Origin of the sequence: Streptococcus sanguinis (assembly GCF_003943735.1) — a bacterium.
GTDB lineage: Bacteria > Bacillota > Bacilli > Lactobacillales > Streptococcaceae > Streptococcus > Streptococcus sanguinis_E.
On sequence record NZ_RJMV01000003.1, the window covers coordinates 226,246 to 248,562 of the forward strand.

The following is a 22,317-nucleotide window of genomic DNA, read 5'->3' on the forward strand; positions in this document are numbered from 1 at the left end:
CTTTCGATTATCAAGCGGAAGGAATGCAATTTAAGTCTGGCAAAGAAAACACTTTCATGTTAGTGAGAATCATGATATAATAAAAGTAGTGTGATTCGAGGAGGTGCTATGGAAAATCTAAAGAAACTGGCAGGAATCAAGGCTGCTGAATTTGTCCAAAGCGGGATGATTGTTGGTCTCGGGACGGGTTCAACTGCTTATTATTTTGTCGAAGAGATTGGTCGGCGTATCAAGGAAGAAGGATTGCAGATTACAGCTGTTACGACTTCCAGTGTCACTAGTAAACAGGCTGAAGAGCTGGGTATTCCGCTCAAGTCTATCGACGATGTGGATCAGGTGGATGTCACTGTTGATGGTGCTGATGAGGTTGATTCAGCTTTTAACGGCATCAAGGGCGGTGGCGGCGCACTTCTCATGGAGAAAGTCGTGGCGGTTCCTACTAAGCACTATATCTGGGTAGTCGATGAAAGCAAGATGGTAGAGAAGCTAGGTGCCTTCAAGCTACCAGTAGAAGTTGTTCAATACGGTGCTGAGCAGCTCTTTCGTCGCTTTGAACGTGCGGGCTATAACCCAGCCTTTCGTCAGAAGGACGGTCAGCGTTTTGTCACGGACATGCAGAATTTCATTATTGACTTAGATTTAGGTGTGATTGAAAATCCAGTTGAGTTTGCGCAAGAACTAGATCATGTAGTGGGCGTAGTGGAGCATGGACTGTTTAACCAAATGGTAGACAAGGTCATTGTTGCTGGAAAATCAGGTCTTCAAGTTTTAGAGGCCAATAAATAGAAAGAGGTGTTTTATGCCAAAATTTAATCGTATTCACTTGGTAGTCATGGACTCAGTTGGTATCGGTGCTGCACCAGATGCCAATAACTTTGTCAATGCAGGAGTACCAGATGGTGCTTCAGATACTCTGGGACATATTTCCAAAACGGTAGGGCTGAATGTGCCAAATATGGCTAAAATCGGTCTAGGAAATATTGAGCGTCCTGTTCCTTTGAAGACAGTTCCTCAAGAAGAAAATCCTAGCGGTTACTATACCAAGCTGGAAGAAGTATCTCTTGGAAAAGACACGATGACAGGACACTGGGAAATCATGGGTCTCAATATTACTGAGCCTTTTGATACTTTCTGGAATGGCTTCCCAGAAGAAATCCTGACTCAGATTGAAGAGTTTTCTGGTCGCAAGATCATTCGTGAGGCTAACAAGCCATACTCAGGTACAGCAGTTATTGATGACTTTGGTCCTCGTCAGATGGAAACAGGCGAGCTGATTATCTACACCTCTGCTGACCCAGTATTGCAAATTGCAGCACACGAAGAAGTGATTCCTTTGGAAGAGCTCTATCGTATCTGTGAGTTCGCCCGCTCTATTACCTTGGAACGTCCTGCGCTTCTGGGACGTATCATCGCTCGTCCTTATGTAGGTGAGCCAGGCAACTTCACTCGTACAGCCAACCGTCACGACTATGCCGTTTCTCCGTTTAATTCAACTGTACTTGATAAGCTCAATGAAGCTGGAATTAATACTTATTCTGTTGGTAAGATAAATGACATCTTCAACGGCGCTGGAATTAACCATGACATGGGACACAATAAGTCTAACAATCATGGTGTAGATACTTTGGTCAAAGCCCTGAAAGACGAGAACTTCAAAGAAGGATTCTCATTCACTAACCTAGTAGACTTTGATGCTCTTTATGGTCACCGCCGTGATCCACATGGCTACCGTGACTGCCTGGAAGAGTTTGATGCGCGCATCCCAGAAATCATTGAAAATATGCGTAAAGATGATTTGCTCATGATTACTGCTGACCATGGTAATGACCCGACCTATGCCGGAACCGACCACACTCGTGAGTACATTCCGCTTTTGGTCTTCGGAAAATCGCTGAGCGGTCATGGTCATATTCCTGTTGGACACTTTGCGGATATCTCAGCTACCGTTGCTGAAAACTTCGGAGTAGACAAGGCGATGATTGGTGAAAGCTTCTTGGACAAATTGGTATAAGCATTATAAGAGAGTGAGGAAAATGTTTTATGACAAGCTTATCAGAAAAAATCAAAGCAACAGCAGCCTTCTTGAAAGAAAAAGGTATGACAGAACCTGAATTTGGTCTGATTTTGGGATCTGGTTTGGGAGAATTGGCTGAAGAAATCGAAAATGCCGTTAGTCTTGACTATGCGGATATTCCAAACTGGGGCCGCTCAACTGTTGTTGGTCACGCTGGTAAATTAGTTTATGGAGACTTGGCAGGACGGAAAGTCTTGGCACTGCAAGGCCGTTTCCATTTCTATGAAGGAAATCCTTTAGACATTGTTACTTTCCCAGTGCGTGTGATGAAGGCTCTTGGTGCGAAAGGTGTTATTGTCACTAATGCTGCCGGTGGTATCGGCTATGGTCCAGGTACGCTTATGGCTATCACTGACCACATCAATATGACTGATCAAAATCCTTTGATTGGTGAAAACTTGGATGAATTTGGTCCGCGTTTCCCTGATATGTCTAAATCTTACACTCCAGAATACCGTGCCGTCGCTCATAAAGTTGCTGATAAGCTTGGTATCAAGCTGGATGAGGGTGTCTATATCGGTGTAACTGGACCAACTTATGAAACACCAGCAGAAATCCGCGCTTATAAGACACTTGGAGCGGATGCAGTTGGCATGTCTACTGTTCCTGAAGTGATTGTAGCGGCACATTCTGGTTTGAAAGTCCTTGGAATTTCATGCATTACAAACTTTGCTGCTGGTTTCCAAGAAGAGCTTAATCATGAGGAAGTGGTTGAAGTAACAGAACGTGTCAAGGGTGATTTCAAACGATTACTTAAAGAAACACTTGCTGAATTGTAAAAATGTTGAAAGGCGGAGTGTCTAGGTTTGTAATTGAATCCGAACTAGCCTTTCTATGGAATATTAAAATTAAGAAAGAAAGGAATTGAACCCTCCCTAAAAGCGGTGGGAAAAAGATAGTTGGTCTTGTGAGCATCGCTCACTGAGACCATCTCCTATTTTCCTTTTGCTTTTGACGGGTTTGGTATCTCAACTATGTCTATTCATATTTCTGCTAAGCCAGGTGAAATTGCGGATAAAATCCTTCTTCCAGGGGATCCACTTCGGGCTAAATTTATCGCTGAGAACTTTTTAGAAGATGCTGTTTGCTTCAATGAAGTCCGCAATATGTTTGGTTATACTGGTACTTACAAAGGCGAACGTGTTTCAGTTATGGGAACTGGAATGGGTATGCCATCAATCTCTATCTACGCGCGTGAGCTGATTGTTGACTATGGAGTGAAAAAGCTGATTCGTGTGGGAACAGCTGGTTCGCTGAATGCTGATGTCCATGTCCGTGAATTAGTACTGGCTCAGGCGGCTGCGACTAACTCCAATATCATCCGCAATGACTGGCCACAGTATGATTTCCCACAAATCGCTAGCTTTGATTTACTAGATAAGGCCTATCATATCGCCAAAGGTCTTGGTATGACAACCCATGTTGGGAATGTCTTGTCGTCTGATGTCTTTTACTCAAACTACTTTGAAAAGAATATTGAGCTTGGTAAATGGGGCGTTAAGGCAGTGGAAATGGAAGCTGCGGCACTTTACTATCTGGCAGCTCAACACCATGTGGACGCTCTTGCTATCATGACTATTTCTGACAGCTTGGTCAATCCCGAAGAGGATACGACAGCTGAAGAACGTCAAAATACCTTTACCGATATGATGAAGGTTGGTTTGGAAACCTTGATTGCAGAAGCATGAAAGTAGATGTCAAAGAAGCCATTCTCTTTGCTATTTCCCGCTATGACTATGCTTATGCGTATAAGCTGGCTGAGCGAGCAGGAAGCAGTGTCCAGTCTGACTTGGTCCTTCTTCTTGAGGCTTTAGTGGAGCGAAGAGAGCTCAACATCCAATCTATGATGAATCTAAAGTTGGAAATCACTAGGTCTGACCTAGCTGATTTTCAGCTTTTTTGCCATGAAGATGAAGCGGATGAGCAGCTGGTCAATTACCTTTATGATCTGGAAGCCAAACTAAGAAATGAACAGTTGATTGATTTTATCCGAGCTGTCAGTCCGGCTATTTATCGGATTTTTATGCGGCTGATTAGCATGCAAATACCGGATATTGACTGCTATATTCATAATTCGCGAGGAGCTAGTTACGACCGTTGGAGGTTTGAAAAGATGCGACATTCTGATAATCTTTACCTGCAAAATTTTCATGCAGAAAGCACGGTTAATTCTTCTAGTTTGACGGAGCTGATTTTGCAGTTGAATTTGTCTGAATCTGTCAAAGAATCAGCACAGCAGCTAAGAGAGTTAGAAAAGTCAGTCCGCAATCCGTTGGCTCACCTTATCAAACCTTTCGATGAGGATGAATTGCACAGGACGACAGGTTTCTCATCCCAGCACTTTATGGAGCTTCTGATTGATTTGGCGCAGGAGACAGGCATTGTTTACCAGAGGGAACCTTTTTACTTCGACCTAGCAAATAAGCTCATAGAAAGTCTCTTATAAGGAGTAGCAGGATGGATAAGATTGCAAGGCTGCAAGACTTGATAGACCAAAGCCAGAATATTGTCTTTTTCGGTGGTGCGGGTGTTTCGACGGAGTCCGATATTCCGGACTTCCGCAGTTCAGATGGGATATACAGTGTCAAGCTGGGTCGGCACTTTACAGCAGAGCAGCTGGTTTCTCACACTATGTTTGAGCGCTATCCGCAGGAGTTTTTCGACTTCTACAAGAAGTACCTGCTCTATCCGGATGCCAAGCCCAATGCTGCTCATGCCTACTTGGCAGACTTGGAGAAGGCAGGCAAGCTCAAGGCTGTAGTGACTCAAAATATCGATAGTTTGCATGAAATGGCAGGTTCGAAAAAGGTTCTCAAGCTTCATGGCAGTGCGGATAGAAATTACTGTCTGAATTGTCAGCGATTCTATGATTTGGATGGCTTTCTGGCTCTGCAGGGTGCCATTCCTCGCTGCCTTGACTGTGGCGGTATTGTCAAGCCAGATGTGACCCTCTATGAAGAACCGCTAGATATGGAAGTTTTCCAGCAGGCAGCTCAAGCAATCCAGCAAGCAGACCTGCTGATAATCGGCGGAACTTCCTTAGTTGTCTATCCCGCAGCCAGCCTCATCCAGTACTTTGCAGGTAAGCATCTGGTCGTCATCAACAAGACCAGCATCCCTCAAGACAGCCAGGCAGACCTTGTCATTGAGGGTAAGATAGGGGAAGTGTTGGGGAAATTAAAATAATAGAAAAAACACCTGAGAAAAGCAGTAAAAGCTTTTTCGGGTGTTTTTTGCAGTTTATTTATCAAACTTCACTTCCTCAATCAGATACTCAATAAAGCGTTCTCCCATTTTGGATAAGCTGGCTTTTTCATGCTGGATGTAGACTAGCTCAATCGGATCATCAATGTCCAGTGGGATTGACACGATATTATCTCCGTTGAGGTTGCTGTTGAGGATACCGGTTGCAATCGTGTAGCCATCCAGACCGATCAAAAGGTTAAAGAGGGTCGCACGGTCGCTGACCACTATAGATTTTTTATGGTGTTCCTGAGAGAGAATTTCCTCTGAAAAGTAGAAGGAGTTGTGGGTACCCTGGTCATAGCTGAGGTAGGGGAAGTTTTCTAAATCAGATAATTGAACCAGCTTTTTCTTGGCCAGCGGATTGGATTTGCTGACAAAGATATGGGGTTGAGCTGTGAAGAGATGAGTGGCAATCAGATGATTGTCATCCAGCATCTTGGATAGGACATCGCGGTTGTAGCTATTAAGAAAGAGGACGCCGATTTCGCTGCGGAAGTTTTTTACGTCGTCAATAATTTCCCAAGTCCGAGTTTCCCGCAGGAAGAGCTCGTATTTCTCCATATCGCTTTTTTTAAGCAAGGACACGAAGGCATTGACCACAAAGGCATAGTGCTGGGCAGACACACTGAAAAGCTCGCGGTGGGCGACAGGGTTTTTGTATCTCTCCTCTAGAAGCTGAGTCTGCTCAACTACCTGACGGGCATAAGAAAGAAACTCCATGCCGTCCTTGGTCAAGGTAATTCCTTTGGGATTGCGAATGAAAATCTCGATACCCATTTCATTTTCCAAATCCCGTACAGCGTTAGATAGGCTAGGCTGGGTAATGAAAAGCTGCTTGGCAGCTTCGTTCATGCTGCCAGTCTCGACGATTTTGATAATATAGTGTAACTGTTGAATTCTCATAGGACTATTTTATCACAAACTGGGGATTTTTTCCCAATAAATCAATGAAAGCTAGTAAGGTTTTATGATTGAATTTATTAAAATGGACAGATGGTAAAAGAAATTCTATTGGATATAGTGACATTTTTAAAGTTTATTCTTATCGGAATTATAGAGCGATTTTATCAAGTCTTTTATAATGAAACAGGTTTTGCAATTTCAAGTTATTCGTGATATGATGATTTTTAGAGTGTAAAAGGAGTAGTTATGAAGAGAAAAGAAGATTCTTTTGAAGATATTGCTCTTGAGTTAGAGAAGGAGACATCTAAGTCTAAGTTCTTACCATTCGTTCTATTAGCCATTATTGGCTTTTCTATCGTTGGAGCAGTTTTTTTGATGCTTTCTATATCGCAAAAGACTAAATCTAAGCAACCGGTGAGCCAGTCAAGTCAGATTATTTCACCATCAAAAAAATTAGAGGATAAGAAGACTGAAGTAAAAAAATTCGCTGAAAGTCTTACAGTTTCTCCAGAAAAAAGCGGTCCCTTTCTTTGGACGGTTGACAAGGCAGTTTCTCTACCCATGGACAAAGATAAAGGCGGAGCCGTCTTGGAAGATGTTTTGAAAGAATTTGGAAAACCAGTTGAAGCTGATTCGTGGATTGACTTTTCAGCAAATAATGAAATTCAAAAGCATATTCGTCTTTTTTGGAAAGAGAAGAATGGTGCTCTTGGTTATGTTTCTTTAACATTTGCTGAATTTGATGGTGTCTATAAGCTTATTTCCAAGTACCATTCTAACCTTGCAAGTGATGAGATTAAGGTGGATAAAAATCCTAATAGAGACTTTTTATGGACACAAGAATATATAGATAGTCTTGTTATTGGTGCTAGAGAAGGTACTGACAAAGGTACGGCTTATGATGAGATTGTTTCAAATGTTGGTTTGCCGCTATATCAGACGATTTTGGGAGAGGATAATCAACTTAAGATGCAGACTACTTATAACAATCCAAGGGGATGGAGATTTCCAGATGAATTGAAAACTGTTAATTTAGAATTTTATAAGCAAGAAGATGGATCGTGGCGTTTAGTTTCTAAACAAAGCCAGTAAACTAAATAAAAAGGAGAAGACTAACTTGAGAAAGAATAGCATGAAAAAACACGATGCCAATTCATTTAGAGATATAAAAAAAGAACTTTATAAACAACAAAAGATAAAAAGAGAAGAACTTACCATGATGGCCATACAGGAGGAGAAAAAATCGATTAATTCGACCTTTATTCTTCTTTGTTTGAGCGTGTTATTTGCTTTGTTCTTTGGGGTCTATTATTTTTCTCAAAAGATTCCTAAAGCTAACCTTAAGTACAAATATAATAAGACAGTTTCGTCAGTTAGTAAAGAAAGCTCTACTACTCAGCAAGATGATGAATCAGAAATGTACAGAAAACAGGATGAACTTAGGATGAAAATTGTTGAGATAGTACAAAAAAAGTTTTCTTTTAACTGGACATTAGATAATTTTGTAGAACTAAAAATGGGAAAACCTGGAGAGTTGAGTTCTAATCCAACTTTAGAAGAAGTTGTTGCGAAATATGGTAAGGGTTCAGGCGTAAGTTTTACCGACAACGGATTGATTCTGACTTATAAGACAAGAATTGTAGATGTTCCGAGATATGGTTCGTCGGGACATCCTCAGGAGATAAGTTTAAGTTTTACTTCTCTTGATTCTAATGGGGAGAAGTACTATTTGACAAATAAAATGGCAATGTTTTTAAATGACAGTAATTATCTTTCAGCTACCAAAGATGAATTTGTTTTTAATTGGAAGCCAGAAGATATGGATACATTGATAGTAGGTGATAGAAATCATGGCAAAGGAGGAATGACTTATCAAGAAATTGTTGATCGATTTGGCCTACCTTCATATACTAATATTTCCGGAAATGATACAGATTATAGTCCCTTATCACTGCAAGCGAATTATTTGATTGCTCGTCGTTCTGAATCTGAACGAAAATTGGATAGGGTGTCTTTGATTTTCAAGAGGCAGGAGGATGGCAGCTTTCGTCTTGCGGATGCAAAGAGTGAATTTGACAAGGACTGGTAAAGCTGTGGTAGGTCGGAGATCTTAAAATTCTAATATTTTTTATGGCTTGACAATCCTTATCGCTAACGATATAATGTTTACAATTTAACCTTTAATCAAGTCCAGTGAGGCTGCAAGGTGGGGAAACGGTATAAGAGGCAATTGGCTGCCTTGTTTTTTGCGAAACCTTGCTGCGGCAAGGTTTTTTCTTGTAGAAAGTGAGGTTGTCATGGTTAGTGACAGTTGTAAAAAGAGATTTGGAAAGATTATGCTGGAGCAGATGGAGCTACTGGAGCAAGTAGAAATTGCACCTAATATTTTTTCTATGCTCCTAAAGGGGCAAATGGTCAGCCAGATGCAAGCTGGGCAGTTTTTACATATTCGGGTACCAGATGACAGCAAGCTTTTGCGCCGGCCTATCTCAATCGCAGAGATTGACCGAGACAACCTGACTTGTCACATCATTTATCGGATAGAAGGCGGAGGCACGGCTATTTTTTCTCAACTTCCAGTTGGGTCTTTTCTTGATGTTGTGGGGCCTCAGGGCAATGGCTTTGATTTGAGTCCTGTAAGGGAAGGTGAGCGAGCTTTGATTATCGGTGGTGGGATTGGTGTTCCTCCTCTGCTTGAGGTTGCCAAAGAATTGCATGCCAAGGGAGCTCAAGTGACAGCTGTATTGGGATTCGCTGATAAATCTGTTGTCATTTTGGAAGCAGAAATGAAAAAATACGCTGATGTCATTGTCACGACGGATAACGGTTCTTATGGTCGTCAGGGCTATGTATCAGCCGTTGTGGATGAGTTGTCTCAAGACTATGCGGCTGTCTATTCCTGTGGTGCGCCTGCTATGCTTCAGTATGTGGATCGTAAGTTTCAGGACCATCCGCATGCTTATCTCTCCATGGAGTCTCGTATGGCTTGTGGCATGGGCGCCTGCTATGCCTGCGTAGTTCATGTGGCCGGTCAGGACGAGTCGGTCAATAAGCGGGTTTGTGAAGACGGTCCGGTCTTTGAGACGGGGACGATTATTGTCTAGGAGGGGAAAGAATGAGTGACCAACGTTTAAGAGTTTCCTTGCCAGGCTTGGACCTGAAAAATCCAATTATTCCAGCATCTGGCTGCTTTGGCTTCGGACAGGAATATGCCAAATACTATGACTTGGACTTGCTAGGCTCCATCATGATAAAGGCTACGACTCTGGAGCCACGCTTTGGCAATCCCACTCCGCGTGTGGCAGAAACGCCAGCTGGTATGCTCAATGCCATTGGCCTGCAAAATCCAGGTGTTGAGGTTGTTCTAGCTGAAAAACTGCCCTGGTTAGAAAAATATTATCCCGACCTTCCAATCATCGCTAATGTAGCGGGTTTTTCCAATCAAGAATATGCCACAGTGGCTGGAAAAATTTCTCAAGCCTCTAATGTCAAGGCTATTGAGCTAAATATCTCCTGTCCTAATGTTGACCATGGCAATGCTGGATTGTTGATTGGTCAAGTTCCAGAGTTGGCTTACGAAGCAACCAAGGCAGCGGTAGATGCTTCTGCTGTACCAGTCTATGTCAAATTGACTCCGAGTGTGGCAGACATCACTCAGGTAGCTAAGGCTGTTGAAGACGCTGGTGCTGCTGGTTTTACCATGATTAATACCTTAGTAGGTATGCGGTTTGACTTGAAGTCGCGCAAGCCTATTATCGCTAATGGTACAGGCGGTATGTCGGGCCCGGCTGTCTTTCCGGTAGCGCTCAAGCTAATCCGTCAAGTGGCGCAAGCAAGTAAACTTCCTATTATTGGTATGGGGGGAGTTGATTCTGCGGAGGCTGCTCTGGAGATGTTTATAGCAGGTGCTTCAGCCATTGGGGTAGGGACTGCCAATTTCACGGATCCTTATGCCTGCCCAACCATCATTGAAGATCTGCCTAAGGCTATGGATAAATACGGCATCGAAAGTCTTGAAACTTTACGAAAAGAAGTTCGAGAGAATTTGCTTTAAAGTTACATTTTTACTTGACAATTCTGCTGTGAAATTATAGAATGAACTAAATATAACCTTTAAAGAAGTCCAGAGAGGCTACTAAGGTACATACGTTTGAATGGCAGATACTGCCACATTTTCGTGTAACCTTGCTCTCGGGCAAGGTTTTTCTATGTCTCTGAACCTAGCGTGACAGTTGGTTTTGAGATAGGATTGCCTAGCAGACTTCTTTGAAGATAATAATTTAAAAGGAGATTTTCCCCTCATGCGTGAAGAACGGCCTATTATCGCCCTCGACTTTCCATCTTTTGACGATGTCAAAGATTTCTTGGAGCATTTTCCGGAAGATGAAAAACTCTATGTCAAAATCGGTATGGAATTCTTCTATGCCATCGGTCCAGAAATCGTTCATTATCTGAAAGCACTGGGACACAGCATTTTCTTGGATTTGAAACTGCACGACATTCCCAATACAGTGCGCTCAGCCATGTCTGTCCTAGGTACCTTTGGTATTGACATGGTGACGGTCCATGCAGCGGGTGGTGTGGAAATGATGAGCGAAGCTAAGAAGGTCTTGGGGGATAAGGCTAAGTTGGTTGCGGTGACCCAGCTGACCTCGACCAGTGAGGAAGATATGCGGGATTGCCAAAACATCCAGACCACAGTTCAGGAGTCTGTTGTCAATTACGCTCGCAAGGCCAAAGAAGCCGGTTTGGATGGCGTAGTTTGCTCAGCTCAAGAAGTGGAACTTATAAAGGCAGCAACTGCAAATGACTTTCTCTGTGTGACGCCGGGTATTCGGCCAGCTGGATCAGAAATCGGCGACCAAAAACGGGTCATGACACCGCAGGAAGCCCATCAAATCGGCAGTGATTATATTGTAGTCGGCCGTCCGATTATCCAAGCTGAAAATCCTTGGGATGCTTATCACGAGATTAAGAAGCAGTGGAATAGTTAGGAAAAACAAGAGATTCGAATTAAATCGTTTATAAAAATTAACAGTATCATAAAATTTCAAATTTATAAGGAGCAAAAAATGACTTTAGCAAAAGAGATTGCGCGTGATTTATTGAAAATCAAAGCAGTGTATTTGAAGCCAGAAGAGCCTTTTACATGGGCGTCGGGCATCAAGTCACCTATATATACAGATAACCGTGTGACATTGGCTTATCCAGAAACTCGAACCTTGATTGAAGATGGTTTCGTCGAAAAGATTCGGGCGGAATTTCCAGATGTAGAAGTCATCGCTGGAACTGCGACAGCAGGTATTCCTCACGGAGCCATTATCGCCGATAAGATGAACCTGCCATTTGCCTATATCCGCAGCAAACCAAAAGATCACGGAGCGGGCAATCAAATCGAAGGTCGCGTAGCGCTTGGACAGAAGATGGTTGTCATTGAGGATTTAATCTCAACTGGCGGTTCGGTCTTGGATGCGATTGCTGCAGCGAAACGAGAAGGTGCGGATGTGATTGGTGCAGCGGCTATCTTTACCTATGAGCTGCCAAAGGCAGAAAAGAACTTCAATGAAGCGGGTGTGAAATTAATAACCCTTTCTAACTACACTGAGCTAATCACTCTGGCTGAATCAGAAGGGTATGTCAGTCCTGAGGGCTTAGCCTTGCTTGAGAAATTTAAGCATGACCAAGAAAATTGGCAAGATTAGACCGAATACAAATAAAATGATCTGACCTTTATTCAGGTCATTTTTCAGTAAAACGTCCTTGTATTGCCTTTAAAAATGGCTTAAAGTCTCGGTGTTTGGTATAATAGAGCTATGTCTAAGATTTATCATCTATCCTTTTCAATATTACAGAAAGTTATGCTGATTACGGCTGTTCACTGGTTTCTGATTGCCATCTGGCATGTTGCAGAGCTGAATAGTATAGCTATGATTGCTTTTACTGGCTTGGCTTATCTGGCCTATCGCTATCGGCATTTGCTAGAAAAAGCTTATCATTGGCTGATGAAGCATAAATTTCTTGTTATGGTAGCTGTCTTTATTTTTCAGCTGATAATGCTCTTTTCGGCAGAGCTTTTGATTAGACGGGATGCAGCAGTTGTCTTTACAGGGGCTTTCAAAACTCTGAAAGAAAGCTCCATTTCCAGCTATCTGACCCGCAACCCTAACAATGTCTCTCTCTTTCTCTACGAGCGTTTTTTCTTTAATGTATTTGGGGGATCTGGTCTATGGGTCATGCAGGCCTTGAATATTGTTTATACTAACGTAACGGCCTTGATTCTCTATAAGGGCTGCCAAAAGTATTTTTCACAAAAGACTGCAGATGCTGTATTTAGTCTTTATGTGCTTTTACTGGGCTTTTCTCCTTTTTTCTTTTCAATGTATACGGACATTCCGCCTCTGCCTTTCATTAGTCTGCAGATTTTCCTAGTTCTGGGATTGCTGAGAGGAGAGGAGAACAGTAGACAGCTGGTTTGGCGCAGTATTTTGCTTGGACTAATGACTAGTCTGGCTTTCTTCTTTAGACCGACAGTAATGATTCTGCTGATAGCTGTCTTCGGAGTTCTCTTTTTCAAAAAGAATTGGAAGAAGTTCTTTCTAACACTAGTCGTTTTTGCTTGCAGTTTTGCGATTAGCTATGCCCCGCTGCATTACTGGTCCAAGCACCAGACGGAAGTGCCGATTATGAAGGGAGAGGGATTGGCAAAAGGCCCCTTGCTCTTTATCAATTTAGGTCTGACCTTCAATGGCCACAATCAGGAAGATATGAAAGAAGGGCTCTTGCAGTATATTGAGCCTGACAAGCAGCATGACTATAACAATGGCATGTTTGCTAAGGAATATGTTATCAAGGAAATCAAGCGGCGCTTAAGTGAATATAATCCTTTGACTTTAGCTCATCATCTCTTCCATAAGCAGTCTCTGACTGTAGCAGAAGGAGATTTGGGCTGGCTCTACCGCAGTGTCGAAAATGAAAAGACGCCTTATATATCGCCTTTTTACCAAGATACGAAAGATAATCCTTTAACTCAGTTTGTCCGTGACTTCTTTCTGAACACTGACAAGTCAGAATTTGTCTATTTCTCTCTTTCCAAGCAGGTGATTTGGATTGTTATGGCGGCAGGACTTGTCTTTGCTCTTTGGAAATATCGCTCCAGTGATGAGATGAATTTTCTAACCTTAGCTGTTTTTGGCGGCCTGCTCTTTTTGCAGATTTTCGAAGGAGGAAAGACCCGTTATCTGATTCAGTTTTTGCCACAGATTTTGATTCTATCCGCCCTAGGATTAGCCCAGTACCCACAAGCTCTAGGGAAGTTTCGCTTTTGGACTAGAAAGAAGGAGTCTTTAGAATGAAAAGACCTGTTCCTATCTATGAACCTCTTTATAGCTTGAAGCCCATCGCCGAGAATATCTGGATTGTTGATGGTGATTTGATTGAGATGGATGCGGTGCTGACAAATCTGCCCTTTTCTACCCGCATGACTGTTATCAAGTTATCAAATGGTCAGCTCTGGTGCCATTCACCAATCCAGCCAAATCAAGCCTTGTTTGACCAGTTGGACGCTTTGGGACCAGTCGCACACCTCGTTTCACCTAATAAGATTCACTATGCTTATATAGCTGACTGGAAGAAGCGTTATCCTGAGGCGATTGCTTGGTCTAGCCCAGGTGTTGAAGAGAGAGCGGCCAAGCAGAAAATTCCAGTCTCTTTTGATGAAAAGCTGACGGATGAGGCTCCTGAAGCTTGGGCAGACCAGATAGATCAGTTGGTTTTCAAGGGAAGTTCTTATATTGAGGAAGTTGTCTTTTTTCACAAGGACAGTCAAACCTTGATTTTGACAGATTTGATTGAGAATTTTGAAACAAAACATTTTCCAAGTCAGATTCGCGGCAAGGCTTATAAATTAGTTCGTGTTGCGGCTCCAGATGGGCAGACACCTATTGACTACCGTATGACCTTTATCGGTCATCAAAAAGAAGCCAAAGAATGTCTAGAGCAGATGCTGGCTTGGCAACCGGAGAAAATCATACTAGCCCACGGTTCTTGTTTTCTGGAAAATGGTATAGCAGAACTCAAAAGAGCGCTTAGGTGGATTAGATAAGAGAATTTTATCGTAGGAAATGAGAGGAGACATGTATGCAACATTCAGCTTGGCATGCTTTGATTAAGGAGCAGCTGCCGGAAGGTTATTTTGCAAAAATCAATCATTTTTTAGACGAAGTGTATGCGTCAGGGACCATTTACCCACCTCGGGAAAAGGTGTTTAATGCGATTCAGACGACAGATTTAGCAGATGTTAAGGTGGTTATTTTGGGGCAGGACCCCTACCACGGACCGAGACAGGCACAAGGCTTGAGTTTTTCGGTACCTGATGACATTCCAGCTCCGCCTTCTTTGCAGAATATTCTCAAAGAACTGGCTGATGATATCGGAGTGAAAGAGTCGCATGATTTGACTTCCTGGGCTCAGCAGGGTGTTCTCTTGCTCAATGCTGGTCTGACAGTGCCTGCTGGCCAGGCCAATGCGCATGCCGGCTTAATCTGGGAGCCATTTACAGATGCGATTATCAAAGTAGTCAATGAAAAGTCTGATCCAGTTGTCTTTATCCTATGGGGTTCTTACGCCCGCAAGAAAAAAGCCTTGATTAGTAATCCTCAGCATCTGATTATCGAGTCAGCTCACCCAAGTCCGCTGTCTGCTTACCGTGGTTTCTTTGGCAGCAAACCTTTTTCACGTACCAATGATTTCTTAGTGACTAAGGGCTTGGAACCTATTGATTGGTTAGCTTAGGAGGTAGTATGGTTCAGTTAGCAACGATTTGTTATATTGATAATGGCCGGGAGTTTCTCATGCTGCACCGCAACAAAAAGCCCAATGATGTTCATGCTGGTAAGTGGATTGGTGTCGGTGGCAAGCTAGAGCGTGGAGAAACGCCGCAGGAATGCGCGGCGCGCGAGATTCTAGAGGAAACAGGTCTAAAGGCAAAGCCTGTCCTCAAAGGCGTTATCACTTTTCCAGAGTTTACTCCTAATTTGGACTGGTACACCTATGTCTTCAAGGTGACTGAGTTTGAGGGAGAATTGATTGACTGCAACGAAGGGACTTTGGAATGGGTGCCCTATAACCAGGTTTTGTCTAAACCAACTTGGGAAGGCGATCATACCTTTGTTGAGTGGCTTTTAGAAGACAAGCCTTTCTTTTCTGCAAAGTTTGTTTATGACGGGGATAAACTGCTGGATACGCAGGTGGACTTTTACGAATAAGGAGATAAGACGATGCTATTAATCAAAAACGGACGAGTTATGGATCCTAAGACTGGTTTTGACCAAATTTCCGACCTCTTGGTTGAGGGGAAGAAAATTGTCAAAATTGGACAAGATTTGCAGGCAGAAGGAGCAAAAGTTATTGATGCCAGTGGTTTGGTGGTGGCTCCAGGTTTGGTGGATATACACGTTCATTTTCGGGAGCCAGGCCAGACTCATAAGGAAGATATTCATACGGGGGCATTGGCTGCGGCAGCAGGTGGCTTTACGACCGTTGTTATGATGGCCAATACCAATCCAACCATCTCTACGGTTGAAACCCTGAAGGAAGTGCTGGAGTCGGCTAGTCGTGAAAATATCCATATCAAGTCGGTTGCAACAATTACCAAGAATTTTGATGGGCAGCATCTGACAGATTTCCAAGGTCTTTTGACAGCTGGTGCAGTAGGTTTTTCTGATGACGGTATTCCGCTGACCAACGCTGGCATTGTCCGCAAAGCTCTTGTAGAAGCACGTAATAATAACACCTTTATCAGCTTGCATGAGGAAGACCCTAATCTCAATGGCATACTTGGTTTCAATGAGCATATTGCCAAAGAGCATTTTCATATCTGCGGCGCGACAGGTGTGGCAGAGTACAGCATGGTTGCACGCGATGTTATGATTGCTTATGATGCCAAGGCTCATGTGCATATTCAGCATTTGTCCAAGGCTGAGAGTGTAAAGGTGGTGGAATTCGCTCAGAATCTAGGCGCACAAGTTACTGCTGAAGCAGCACCTCAGCACTTCTCTAAGACAGAAGCTCTGCTATTAACCAAGGGCAGCAATGCTAAGATGAATCCACCTCTGCGCTTAGAATCGGACCGTCTGGCGGTTATTGAGGGGCTCAAGTCTGGTGTCATTTCTGTCATTGCCACGGACCATGCTCCACATCATGCTGACGAGAAAAATGTTGAAGACATCACTAAAGCGCCTTCTGGCATGACTGGTCTTGAAACTTCGCTTTCTCTGGGACTGACCTACCTAGTTGAGGCTGGTCATCTGAGTTTGATGGAACTTTTGGAAAAAATGACAGTCAATCCAGCTCAGTTGTATGGTTTTGATGCTGGCTTCATTGCTCAGGACGGGCCTGCTGATTTGACAATATTTGACCCAGAAGCAGATAGACTTGTGACTGATCATTTTGCCTCCAAGGCGGCCAATTCACCTTTCGTTGGTGAAAAACTTAAAGGCCAAGTGAAGTTTACCATCTGTGATGGGGAAGTTGTCTTTGAGGGATAATATAGTTCAGACTCTGATGAATTTCAGGGTCTTTTTTAACACAGAAAACTTTCTGGGAATTTTCTGAAAAACCGAATGTTTGTTGAAATATTAAGGATATAGTTCCTTTTTAAAACAAAAAGAGGTATAATATAACAAAATACTAAAGAGGAGTGTTCGTTATATGAAGAAGAAATTTTTCATCTTACCTGTTCTATCAACAGTGCTTTTGGCACCTGCTTTTTTGGCGCATCAAGTCTCTGCGGAAGAGGCTCAGGCTAGTCCAGAGCCGGCAACGACTGAGTTGACCAATCAGCCAGCTGCTGTGGAAGCATCTGCAGCGCAACCAACTGCTCCAGCAGCTTCAGCAGAAGAAAAGCCAGCAGATAGTCAGAATGTAGCTGCTCCGGCTGGTCCAGCTGCGACAGAAGCCGCTGCAGCTGCAGCACCAGCCCAGTCTGAAAATCTGCCAGAGGCTACGATTCTTCATACAAATGATGTGCACGGTCGTATCGTAGAGGAAAAAGGCGTTATCGGTGATGCCAAGCTGGCAACTGTTATCAAGGAAGAGCGTGCTAAAAATCCTAAAGTGCTAGTCGTGGATGCGGGTGATGCCTTCCAAGGGCTGCCAATTTCCAATAGTTCAAAAGGGGAAGAACGAGCGAAAATCCTCAATGAAATTGGCTATGATGCTATGGCAGTCGGTAACCATGAGTTTGACTTTGGTCTAGATGAGGCGAAAAAATACAAGGAAATTCTTAAATTCCCACTTCTCAGCTCCAATACCTACGCTAATAATGCTCGAGTTTTCCAAGCCTCTACCATTGTAGACAAGGACCCAGCGGTTGAGGGAGATGAGTTTGTGGTAATCGGTGTGACAACACCAGAAACTTCTACAAAAACTCACCCTAAAAACATCCAAGGTGTGACCTTCACTGATCCAATCACAGAGGTTAATCGGGTCATTGACGAAATCGAAGCACGCGCAGTGGCAGAAGGAAAGAACTACAAAAACTATGTTGTTTTAGCTCACTTGGGTGTTGACACGACAACTCCGACAGAGTGGCGCGGCTCAACCTTGGCTGAAGCTCTTTCTAAAAATCCTAAGCTCAAAGGTAAGCGTGTAACCGTTATTGACGGCCACTCCCACACAGTTGAGTCTACCACTTATGGTGATAATGTTACTTACAATCAGACCGGTAGCTACCTACACAATATCGGAAAAGTGACATTCAAGGCCAATCAGCTTCTGGGAAATCCTCAGCAAATCCCTGCTGAAACAGCTAAGAAAGTCGCTCCAGACCCAGTTGTAGCAGACATGGTCAGCAAGATTAAAGCCAGGTACGACGCAGATAATGCCAAGGTTATTGTGGCAAACAGCCCAGTAGAGCTTAATGGCGACCGTGAGAATGTCCGCGTTCGGGAAACCAATCTGGGTAATGTCGTAGCCGATGCTCTCTACGATTATGGTCAAACTGGCTTTGCCAATAAAACAGACTTGGCTGTTACTAACGGAGGCGGTCTGCGCGAAACTATTGCCAAAGACAAGCCGATCACCAAGGGAGATGTTATCGCCGTATTGCCTTTCGGGAACACTATTTCGCAAATCAAGGTAACCGGTCAAAATATCGCAGATATGTTTGCCAAATCTCTGGGCTCTATTCTTCAGGAAAAAGATGGCAAACCTGTGCTGGATGAGAACGGACAACCCTTGCTAGAACCAAGCGGTGGTTACCTGCAAATCTCTGGAGCTAAAGTCTACTACGACACCACTCTGCCAGCTAATCAGCGTGTCCTCCACATTGAGATTAAGAACAAAGAAACGGGTGTTTATGAGCCTCTTGATCCAAATAAGACCTACTATCTGACGACTAATGATTTCTTGGCTGCTGGTGGGGATGGCTATACCATGCTGGGTGGCCCTCGCGAGGATGGACCATCTATGGATGTTGCCTTTGCTGACTATCTGGCAAAAGCTGATTTGACAGCCTATGCGGTTATCAATCCAAACTCACGTGCTATCTCTATTTCATCCACTAAGGATACAGACGGTGATGGCTATACAGATATTGAAGAAATCAAGCAAGGAACAGATCCGGCTAATGCAGATTCCTACCCAGCTAGTGCCAAAGCAGCTGATCCTGGAAAACAGGCAGCTCCACTGGTTAATACTCCAAAACAAACTAAGCAAGTACCTGTCCATGTTGCCAAGAGCTTCACTAAGGACCCTGCAGCTAAAGAACTACCACAAACAGGCAGCGAATCAGCAGTTGCCTTGAGCCTAGTTGGTATGGTTTTAGGATTCTTTGGATTGGCAGGAATCAAGAAAAGTCACAAAGAAGACTAGTTAGAAGACACAATAAAACGGAAGTTGTTCACTTCCGTTTTATTTCTTAGTCTCAGGATTTTGATGTGTGATATTCAAGCCCCAAGGGATTAAGTTTTCTTTTTTCTGTTTGATACGTTGGATATTGTCCTTGTGCCGGAGGATAATAATCAAAGCTAGCGCAATGATAATCAGAGTAAAGAAGAGGTCATAGCTAGGCAGTATAAAGCCAACTAGAGGAAAGAGCAGAGCAGACAGGATAGCGATGACTGCTGAGAGCACACTTGCCAGAGAAATCATACTTCCTAGATAGAGGATGCTGGCAAAGATGACAATCAGATAGACAAAGAAGGCTGGTGAGAAGCCTAGAACAACCCCCGCACTGGTTGCCACAGCCTTGCCGCCCTTAAAGCCAGCAAAGATAGGAAAAGTATGGCCAATCACAGCCAATAGGCCAAAGACAAGCGGCGAAACTCCCTCAATATGCAAAAAGAAAGGCAGCAGGGTCGCTGCAGTTCCTTTGAGAAAGTCAATAGCAAAAGTAGCCGTCCCAGCCGTCTTTCCCAAAATACGGAAAGTATTGGTCGTTCCGGTATTGCCGCTGCCGTATTCTCTCAGGTTCTTTTTAAAGAAAATTTGCCCAATCCAAAGTCCAGTCGGAATAGAGCCAAGTAAGTATGCTAGTATTAATCCAATTATCGTGTTCATCATGATTTTATTATACCATTATTTCGCTTTCTTACAATAGAAAAGGATAGAATTTATAGCAGGAAATGTCTACTCGGATATTGGATTCTTCTTCGTGTAAAATCAGTTCTTATCAGCAGTTTTTTCAAAAAAATCTTTGCAATATTTGCCAAAAACTTGTAAGATAGAAAAGATGAATCATTAGGAGGTTCTTGTGGCAAAAAAGGAAATCAATATTAACAATTATAATGACGATGCCATTCAGGTATTAGAAGGGTTGGATGCGGTCCGCAAACGTCCGGGGATGTATATCGGATCGACCGACGGAGCGGGACTCCACCATCTGGTCTGGGAAATTGTGGACAATGCTGTCGATGAAGCACTATCAGGCTTCGGTGATCGGATCGATGTGACTATCAACAAAGACGGCAGTCTGACTGTCGCAGACCACGGACGCGGGATGCCAGTCGGCAAGCACGCTATGGGCATTCCTACGGTCGAAGTCATCTTCACAGTTCTCCACGCCGGCGGTAAGTTCGGCCAAGGTGGCTATAAGACCTCAGGCGGTCTCCACGGTGTAGGGTCCTCCGTTGTCAATGCCCTGTCTAGCTGGCTGGAAGTGGAAATCACGCGGGATGGGACTGTTTACAAGCAGCGCTTTGAAAATGGCGGAAAACCAGTCACTACGCTCAAGAAAATCGGCACGGCACCTAAGTCCAAGTCTGGGACCAAAGTGACCTTCATGCCGGACGATACGATTTTTTCAACGACGGACTTCAAGTACAACACTATTGTGGAGCGGCTTAAGGAATCAGCCTTCCTGCTCAAGAATGTTCGCCTGTCGCTGACCGATGCGCGGACTGGCGAAGAAGTAGAGTTTCACTATGAGAACGGGGTTGAAGATTTTGTCAGCTATCTCAACGAAGACAAGGAAACCCTGACTCCTGTCCTCTATTTCGAGGGCGAGGAGAGCGGCTTCCAAGTTCAGGTGGCTCTCCAGTACAACGACGGCTACGCCGATAATATCCTGTCCTTTGTCAATAACGTCCGTACCAAGGACGGCGGTACCCACGAGACAGGACTCAAGACCGCTATTACCAAGGCCATGAACGACTATGCCAGAAAGACGGGGCTGCTCAAGGAAAAGGACAAGAATCTGGAAGGCTCGGACTACCGCGAAGGTCTGGCTGCTGTCCTATCCATCCTGGTCCCTGAGGCGCACCTGCAGTTTGAAGGTCAGACCAAGGACAAGCTGGGCAGCCCTTTGGCTCGTCCGGCCGTGGACTCCATCGTCTCTGACAAGCTTACTTTCTTCCTACTGGAAAATGGTGAGCTGGCATCTAACCTCATCCGCAAGGCTATCAAGGCCAGAGATGCTAGGGAAGCGGCCCGCAAGGCGCGTGACGAAAGCCGGAATGACAAGAAGAATAAGAAAGACAAGGGCTTGCTGTCTGGTAAGCTGACTCCGGCTCAGTCCAAAAACCCAGCCAAGAACGAACTCTATCTGGTCGAGGGTGATTCTGCCGGTGGCTCTGCTAAGCAAGGCCGTGACCGTAAGTTTCAAGCCATCCTGCCTTTGCGCGGTAAGGTAATCAATACTGCTAAGGCTAAGATGGCCGATATTCTCAAGAACGAAGAAATCAACACCATGATTTATACGATTGGAGCAGGTGTTGGGACAGACTTTACCCTTGAGGATGCCAACTATGACAAGATCATCATCATGACTGATGCGGACACTGACGGTGCCCATATCCAGACCTTGCTGCTGACCTTTTTCTATCGCTATATGCGCCCGCTAGTCGAGGCTGGCCGCGTCTATATTGCCCTGCCGCCTCTCTACAAGATGTCCAAGGGCAAGGGCAAGAGCGAAGTTGTCGAGTATGCTTGGACTGATGGCGAGCTAGACGACCTGCGCCGCAAGTTTGGCAAGGGAGCCATGCTTCAGCGCTACAAGGGGCTCGGTGAAATGAACGCCGACCAACTCTGGGAGACGACTATGAATCCCGAAACCCGCACCCTTATCCGTGTCACCATCGAAGACCTGGCCCGTGCCGAACGCCGTGTCAATGTCCTCATGGGCGACAAGGTCGAACCACGCCGCAAGTGGATTGAGGATAATGTCAAGTTTACGCTTGAGGAGAGTGGGGAGATGGTGTTTTAGGAGTAGGAAAAAATGATGTTTAATAAAAAGTAAAAAGAGATAAAAAGTTGATGTTTCAAGACAAGAAGAGGAGAAAATGATGTCAAATAAAAAAAACGAAAAGAGCCAAAAATCTGATGTTTCAAGAAAAGAAGGTTTAAAAAACGATAGTATTAATCCAGGAAGCACAAAAATTGAGTTACCCCAGTTACCACAACCATTTTTAGTTAGGCAAGAAAAGCAAAGCAAACCTTGGTATAAAAATGCATCAATTATTTTCTCCATAACCTCATTAGTAATAACAACCTTTATGAGTTATCAAACTATTGATAACAATTTAAAAAATCAAGAGAATAATCGTCAAACTCAGGAAAATAATAAAAAAAATTTAGAAAGAAATAGCTATTTGGATACT

At 43.8% G+C, this 22,317-nt stretch carries 21 protein-coding genes; 19 read left to right on the top strand and 2 right to left on the bottom strand.

Going from position 1 to position 22,317, the window contains the following annotated elements; translation table 11 throughout:
* Positions 1–108: 108 nt before the first annotated feature.
* The 6 genes from rpiA (at position 109) to D8877_RS05440 (ending at position 5,260) form a co-directional block, all read left to right on the top strand.
* Complete coding sequence (rpiA, locus tag D8877_RS05415; protein ID WP_125341560.1) at positions 109–786, top strand: ribose-5-phosphate isomerase RpiA; 678 nt, start codon at positions 109–111, stop codon at positions 784–786.
* 13 nt (positions 787–799) lie between these two features.
* Positions 800–2,011, top strand: a complete 1,212-nt coding sequence (locus D8877_RS05420; RefSeq protein ID WP_125341559.1) for a phosphopentomutase — start codon at positions 800–802, stop codon at positions 2,009–2,011.
* Positions 2,012–2,040: 29 nt separating this feature from the next.
* Complete coding sequence (locus D8877_RS05425; protein WP_125341558.1) at positions 2,041–2,853, top strand: purine-nucleoside phosphorylase; 813 nt, start codon at positions 2,041–2,043, stop codon at positions 2,851–2,853.
* Between the two features lie 195 nt (positions 2,854–3,048).
* Entirely contained in the window at positions 3,049–3,762 is a 714-nt protein-coding gene (deoD, locus tag D8877_RS05430; RefSeq protein ID WP_185760170.1) for a purine-nucleoside phosphorylase, read from the top strand.
* Entirely contained in the window at positions 3,759–4,520 is a 762-nt protein-coding gene (locus tag D8877_RS05435; RefSeq protein ID WP_125341556.1) for a Gbs1250 family HEPN protein, read from the top strand. Before deoD ends, D8877_RS05435 begins: the two co-directional genes overlap by 4 nt.
* An 11-nt stretch (positions 4,521–4,531) precedes the next feature.
* Entirely contained in the window at positions 4,532–5,260 is a 729-nt protein-coding gene (locus D8877_RS05440) for an NAD-dependent protein deacylase (RefSeq protein ID WP_125352650.1), read from the top strand.
* A gap of 54 nt (positions 5,261–5,314) precedes the next feature.
* On the opposite strand, the gene D8877_RS05445 is transcribed toward D8877_RS05440, so the two are convergent.
* Positions 5,315–6,223 (bottom strand): LysR family transcriptional regulator, encoded by a 909-nt coding sequence (locus tag D8877_RS05445; protein ID WP_002897493.1) that lies wholly within the window; start codon positions 6,221–6,223, stop codon positions 5,315–5,317.
* 246 nt (positions 6,224–6,469) lie between these two features.
* Between D8877_RS05445 and D8877_RS05450 the strand changes: the two genes are divergently transcribed.
* The 12 genes from D8877_RS05450 (at position 6,470) to nt5e (ending at position 19,093) form a co-directional block, all read left to right on the top strand.
* Positions 6,470–7,315: a hypothetical protein gene (locus D8877_RS05450; protein WP_125352652.1), complete on the top strand. Its 846-nt coding sequence runs from the start codon at positions 6,470–6,472 to the stop codon at positions 7,313–7,315.
* 40 nt (positions 7,316–7,355) lie between these two features.
* Complete coding sequence (locus D8877_RS05455; RefSeq protein WP_002909659.1) at positions 7,356–8,312, top strand: hypothetical protein; 957 nt, start codon at positions 7,356–7,358, stop codon at positions 8,310–8,312.
* A 208-nt stretch (positions 8,313–8,520) separates the two neighbouring features.
* Complete coding sequence (locus D8877_RS05460; protein WP_125352654.1) at positions 8,521–9,327, top strand: dihydroorotate dehydrogenase electron transfer subunit; 807 nt, start codon at positions 8,521–8,523, stop codon at positions 9,325–9,327.
* 11 nt (positions 9,328–9,338) lie between these two features.
* Positions 9,339–10,277, top strand: a complete 939-nt coding sequence (locus tag D8877_RS05465) for a dihydroorotate dehydrogenase (RefSeq protein ID WP_125341551.1) — start codon at positions 9,339–9,341, stop codon at positions 10,275–10,277.
* A 247-nt stretch (positions 10,278–10,524) separates the two neighbouring features.
* Entirely contained in the window at positions 10,525–11,217 is a 693-nt protein-coding gene (gene pyrF / locus D8877_RS05470) for an orotidine-5'-phosphate decarboxylase (protein WP_002895411.1), read from the top strand.
* A gap of 78 nt (positions 11,218–11,295) precedes the next feature.
* Positions 11,296–11,925 carry an orotate phosphoribosyltransferase gene (gene pyrE / locus D8877_RS05475; RefSeq protein WP_125341550.1) on the top strand — a complete coding sequence of 210 codons (630 nt, stop codon included), beginning with the start codon at positions 11,296–11,298 and terminating at the stop codon, positions 11,923–11,925.
* Positions 11,926–12,036: 111 nt separating this feature from the next.
* Positions 12,037–13,575 carry a glycosyltransferase-like membrane protein gene (locus tag D8877_RS05480; RefSeq protein WP_125352657.1) on the top strand — a complete coding sequence of 513 codons (1,539 nt, stop codon included), beginning with the start codon at positions 12,037–12,039 and terminating at the stop codon, positions 13,573–13,575.
* On the top strand, positions 13,572–14,324 hold the full coding sequence (locus D8877_RS05485; RefSeq protein WP_125352659.1) for a DUF4336 domain-containing protein: 753 nt from the start codon (positions 13,572–13,574) through the stop codon (positions 14,322–14,324). Before D8877_RS05480 ends, D8877_RS05485 begins: the two co-directional genes overlap by 4 nt.
* Before the next feature lie 35 nt (positions 14,325–14,359).
* Positions 14,360–15,013, top strand: coding sequence for a uracil-DNA glycosylase (locus D8877_RS05490; protein WP_048771769.1), 654 nt, complete (start codon positions 14,360–14,362; stop codon positions 15,011–15,013).
* Positions 15,014–15,021: 8 nt separating this feature from the next.
* Positions 15,022–15,486 carry an NUDIX hydrolase gene (locus tag D8877_RS05495; RefSeq protein ID WP_002924581.1) on the top strand — a complete coding sequence of 155 codons (465 nt, stop codon included), beginning with the start codon at positions 15,022–15,024 and terminating at the stop codon, positions 15,484–15,486.
* 12 nt (positions 15,487–15,498) lie between these two features.
* The gene (locus D8877_RS05500; RefSeq protein ID WP_048771774.1) at positions 15,499–16,767 is read left to right on the top strand and encodes a dihydroorotase; all 1,269 of its coding nucleotides are present in this window, start codon (positions 15,499–15,501) and stop codon (positions 16,765–16,767) included.
* Positions 16,768–16,930: 163 nt separating this feature from the next.
* Entirely contained in the window at positions 16,931–19,093 is a 2,163-nt protein-coding gene (gene nt5e, locus D8877_RS05505) for a cell surface ecto-5'-nucleotidase Nt5e (RefSeq protein WP_125352661.1), read from the top strand.
* A 39-nt stretch (positions 19,094–19,132) separates the two neighbouring features.
* Here the strand turns inward: nt5e and plsY are convergent, their stop codons facing one another.
* On the bottom strand, positions 19,133–19,783 hold the full coding sequence (plsY, locus tag D8877_RS05510; protein ID WP_125352663.1) for a glycerol-3-phosphate 1-O-acyltransferase PlsY: 651 nt from the start codon (positions 19,781–19,783) through the stop codon (positions 19,133–19,135).
* 190 nt (positions 19,784–19,973) lie between these two features.
* On the opposite strand from plsY, the gene parE reads away from it, so the two are divergent.
* Positions 19,974–21,923, top strand: coding sequence for a DNA topoisomerase IV subunit B (parE, locus tag D8877_RS05515; protein WP_125352665.1), 1,950 nt, complete (start codon positions 19,974–19,976; stop codon positions 21,921–21,923).
* The last annotated feature ends 394 nt before the right edge of the window (positions 21,924–22,317 follow it).